The 4,712-nt window shown below is 40.5% G+C and carries 5 protein-coding genes; 4 read left to right on the forward strand and 1 reads right to left on the reverse strand.

From position 1 onward, the window contains the following. Positions 1–822 (reverse strand): transglutaminase-like domain-containing protein (locus ACESM0_RS12805; protein WP_372906595.1); only part of this gene is annotated, 822 nt, incomplete at its 3' end. A 179-nt stretch (positions 823–1,001) separates the two neighbouring features. On the opposite strand from ACESM0_RS12805, the gene ACESM0_RS12810 reads away from it, so the two are divergent. The 4 genes from ACESM0_RS12810 (at position 1,002) to smpB (ending at position 4,686) form a co-directional block, all read left to right on the forward strand. Next, on the forward strand, positions 1,002–2,231 hold the full coding sequence (locus tag ACESM0_RS12810; RefSeq protein WP_372906596.1) for an arginine deiminase family protein: 1,230 nt from the start codon (positions 1,002–1,004) through the stop codon (positions 2,229–2,231). Positions 2,232–2,272: 41 nt separating this feature from the next. Continuing rightward, on the forward strand, positions 2,273–3,478 hold the full coding sequence (locus ACESM0_RS12815) for a site-2 protease family protein (protein ID WP_372906597.1): 1,206 nt from the start codon (positions 2,273–2,275) through the stop codon (positions 3,476–3,478). Between the two features lie 16 nt (positions 3,479–3,494). Next, positions 3,495–3,929: a hypothetical protein gene (locus ACESM0_RS12820; RefSeq protein ID WP_372906598.1), complete on the forward strand. Its 435-nt coding sequence runs from the start codon at positions 3,495–3,497 to the stop codon at positions 3,927–3,929. 271 nt (positions 3,930–4,200) lie between these two features. Continuing rightward, positions 4,201–4,686: an SsrA-binding protein SmpB gene (gene smpB / locus ACESM0_RS12825; protein WP_372906599.1), complete on the forward strand. Its 486-nt coding sequence runs from the start codon at positions 4,201–4,203 to the stop codon at positions 4,684–4,686. Positions 4,687–4,712 lie beyond the last annotated feature (26 nt).

Here is a 4,712-nt window from a genome sequence, read left to right on the forward strand (position 1 = left end):
CTGGCGTAAATCCTTCACTTTTCTCTCCTGGCCGGCCTTGCTGTAGCTATGAATAAGATTTCGAATGCATCGTGCAAGGATCTGTATTTCATCCGCTTTTTTCAGATGATCGGGCCGCGGTTCCACTCCATTTTTTTTGAGGAAGTAGTAACACTGGTCATAACTCACAATCGTACCCCCATCAAAAGGATCTATGAGAACACCTTCGTTTGGTGTTTCATAAAGAATTAAAAAGTGAATGGGCATATTCACCCCATAAAATGGGAGATTAAGTCGACGGGCCAGAAAAATGACTACCAATCCCAGCATAATGGGAACTCCTTTTCGCCTGTCAATCACACGATCCATTAAAGAGTTCTCGGGAATGTGATAATTGGCAGAGTCCCCCCGAAACCTGAGCTCACGAAAAACATACTGCAACATAATGTGCATTTTTTCGCGAAGGGACGGCGTATAGGCAATATCTGAACTGATATGCTGTGCCAGCTTATCCAGCTTTCGGGAGTAGTCTCCTTCCCGCAGTGTCGGCGTTCCAAACTTCGACAGTTTCATAACAGCCTTTTCCAGTTGACGGCTGTTATAAATACCCTCTTCCATCAAATCTGAAAATTCTTCCAGCAGTGAACCAATCGTAATGTTATAAATAATGTTGTTGATGAACTCTTTGTCAGAATCACCAACCGTCTCACTTTTATGCTGATCAAGCAGAGGTACAGCATCTTCCCCAAGTTCTCTAAATCTACTGTGAACACTATTCTGCACTTCAGGGTCGGGATCATCCAGCAGGTAAATAAGTGATTCTATTTCGGATTTTGTTGTCATAATAACTACTACACTTTTTTAAAACACTCATAATAACGGTTAAAGCCGCTTCATGATTCATCGAAAGATACTGTTCTTTAAACTAAATTTTTAGCCCTACAAATATCAATGGATACAGAACGATCTCTCTGTGATTTTTCATATCTTACACGCTTTAAATTTTGAATTAAAAAAAGATCATGAACGTAGGTATACCTTCAGAAATCAATCCGCTAAAAAAAGTAATTGTTCATACGCCAGGGCACGAAGTTTCTCTCGTAAATCCGGTAAGTAAAGATGAATTGCTTTTTGACGATATTATTTTTGAAAGTGATGCAAAAGAGGAGCATCTGGATATGCTCAAAATTTTCAAAGCCGCCATGCCGGAAGATGGCGAGGTTATTGAAATTCTGGACCTTGCGCTCACATGTTTTCAGGATGAGTCTGTTCGGGAAGAGTTTATCGAATTGATGATTAAAGAACTCCCGTTTGAAAACATTCACACCGTTCAGGATGAACTTAAACAGCTTCCGGCTGAAAAACTTCTCCAGTTTGTTGTGGAGGGTTCTATACCGCCAAATCGCTCGTTCAACCTTAATCCTGCACCCAATCTTCTGTTCACGCGAGATCTATCAGCAGTGGTAGGTGATCATATTATTTTATCGCGTGCTGCAAAAAAAGCACGTGCCCGAGAGTTTCTTCTGATGAATACAATTGTGAAGCATCATCCGATGTTTGAAGAGGTCAAAAACAATACGATAAATATCACCGGCCAACAATCGATTGAGGGTGGCGACGTACTGGTAGCATCGGAAAATGTTGTTTTGATTGGGATGAGTGAACGAACATCCTTCAGCGGTTTGATGAGTGTAGCCGAAAAATTAATTGAAACGGGTGTTGAACATGTCCTTGCCGTTGATATTCCAAAACAGCGCTCGTCCATGCACCTGGATACGATTTTTACATTTGCCGATGAAAATGAATGCATTGTATTTCCACCTGCAATAGAACAACAAACCGATAATGTAGTAGATCTCTATGCTTCGGGTGACCACGTACAAACCCGCAGATGCAAATCATTGAAAGATGCGCTTGAGGAATTAACCGGCCGGGATTTTAATTTCATCAGATGCGGCGGTGAAGAACAGATCAACCAATATCGCGAGCAATGGACTGACGGTGCTAATGTTTTTGCACTGGCTCCAGGTGTAATTGTAGGATATGGCCGGAATACCAAAACCTTTGAAATGATGGCTGAACATGGATATAAGCTGATGGATCAGTATGACTTTATTGATGAGTTTGCCAACAAACCATTCGACTATAAAAAAGAAGGTAAAATAGCGATTAGCTTCCAGGGACATGAATTGTGCCGCGGACGGGGAGGAGCCCGGTGTATGACGATGCCGGTTCTTCGTTCTCGAATTTAATTTTATCGCAGCAGAAACTAAATCATATAAAAGACTATAATTTGTCACTTCCCCAGTACAACTTTTCTCAAGAAGAACATTCAGACTTTGAACCGGTAAAGAAGAATAACCCTTCTCTCTGGACAATGACCAAGCACTTTCTGCTATTTGTGATAACATTCCTGTGTGTTACATTTGTGGGAATTTTTTGGGTTGGTCATACGGCAAACGTAGAATCTTACTGGGAGATGTGGCCACAGGGTGCTCTTTTTGCAGCACTGCTTCTGGCCTTTTTAGGCACCCATGAATTTGGTCACTACTTTGCTGCCGTTTACCACAACGTAAAAGTAACTCTGCCTTACTTTATTCCAATACCGCTGGGCATTGGTACCATGGGAGCTGTCATTAAAATTGAAGAGAAGATCCGGGATACCAAAAAACTGTTCGACATTGGTGTTGCCGGACCTGTAGCCGGATTTGTAGTTTCAATGATTATTTTGATCTATGGGTTTGCAACATTGCCTGACGCTTCATTTGTCGAAAACTTTGCCGGCCATGAAGAGGTCATTGCACATGTGCAAGAGACCGGAGCTTTCCCGGATGAAGCACCCGAGCCACAATCGGAGGAAGCCGCCACAATTTTAATCGGTGATACCATACTTTTCTCTTTTCTGGCCTCCTTTTTTGACAACGTGCCTCCCATGTATGAAATGTATCACTACCCATTTCTATTTGCAGGATGGCTGGGACTTTTCTTTACCGCTTTAAACCTGACCCCTGTAGGTCAGCTCGACGGAGGACATATACTCTACTCCCTTATTGGTTATAAAAAACATCAAACCGTGGCGCGAATCAGTTTTGGTTTTATTACCGCTTTGGGAGGAATTGAGGCAATCCCCTTCCTCTTCTTATCTATTGAGGAGTGGTTTCCCGGTTATGGATATTCCTCACTTATTTTTTGGGCAGCTGCACTTTTATTTTTATTAAGAAAAGGATTTTATAGAGAACATAAGTGGATTGCTCCAATTTGGGCAATATCGATTATCAGTTCTATTGCGTATCTCTATTTTTGGGTAGGCAGCTTTTCGCAGTCTGGGTCATTAATCTGGGTAGTATGGAGTTTCTTTCTCGTTTATCTTGTTAAGATTGAGCATCCGCCTGTGATCTACGAACAGCCACTTTCGCCGGGTCGAAGACGATTGGGATGGATCAGTATGGTTATTTTCCTCTTATGTATCAGTCCAACACCTATTTATTTTGTCAACTAAAGAAACTATAAATACAATGCTGAAAAAATTAATTACACTTTTACTTCTTGCAACAATCATCTCTTGCAGCAGCGGAGAAGAGGATATTGAAGTTGATCCAAATTTAACTCTTTCTGAGCAGGTTGATCAGCTGATTGACCAAAACAGATATGAAGATGCTTTAAGCCTATTGAGGGAAGAAGATCCTCAGAATCCGGATACCCGTTTTTTATTGGAAAAGACACATCTGAACTACGGGCTTCACAGTATGAATACGTTTGATCAAACAGAGATGCGTACCCGTATGAATAATGCGCTTCTGCAGTTTGTGGAAGTACTAAAGATCAACCCTGATAATCAAATGGCACGCGATCAGATTATTCAGATTATGGATATCTATTCAACTATACCAGACCGTGAACCTGAACCTGAAGTGCTCGAAGCTCTTCGGGAAGTAGGATTCGACTACTGATAACCTGAGTTCGATTTTTGAATATTGAATGTTAAAGTCCCCCTTATTAAAGGGGGACTTAGGGGGATGTTTATCAGAATGTGTAAAATTTCGATGTACACCCCTCTAAATCTCCTCTTGTTAGGGGAGACTTTTTTCATAGATTTTAGATTATTGAAAAAATCATAAATCGAACTGAGGTTTATTTATAGTGTTAACTTTGGTATCAAACTGATTAGCTGATACCTTTAAGAAGTAGAGTTCGTTTTAATATTTAAAACAGAAGAGACCTTTGGCTAAAAAAGAACCTAAAAAAAACGCTCCTCCAAAAATTGAGAATCGTAAAGCTCGTCACGATTACCATGTGGATGAGACGTATGAAGCCGGTATCGTTTTAAAGGGAACTGAAGTTAAATCGATTCGAGAAGGTAAAGCAAGCCTGAATGAAGCTTTTGCTTATTTTAAAAATGGAGAGATCTGGCTAAAGAATATGTATATCAAACCGTATAAATTCGGTTCATACAGCAACCACGATGAGCGTCGGGAGAGAAAACTACTTTTTAAGAAAAGAGAAATAAGAGAAATAGATAAGAGTATGCACCAAAAAGGGTTTACTCTTGTACCGCTTAAGCTCTACTTTAAAGGAGGTTATGCTAAAGTTTTAATGGGACTCGCCCGCGGTAAAAAGCAATATGATAAGCGTGAAGACATCAAACAGAAGGATGTACGGCGGGAATTGGATCGCAAGATTAAAGGTTCGTACAACGTAAACCTTTAAGTAAAAGCTTCAGAAAGTTTACATAT

It is taken from the genome of Rhodohalobacter sp. (assembly GCF_041686455.1).
Taxonomy (GTDB): Bacteria; Bacteroidota; Rhodothermia; order Balneolales; family Balneolaceae; genus Rhodohalobacter.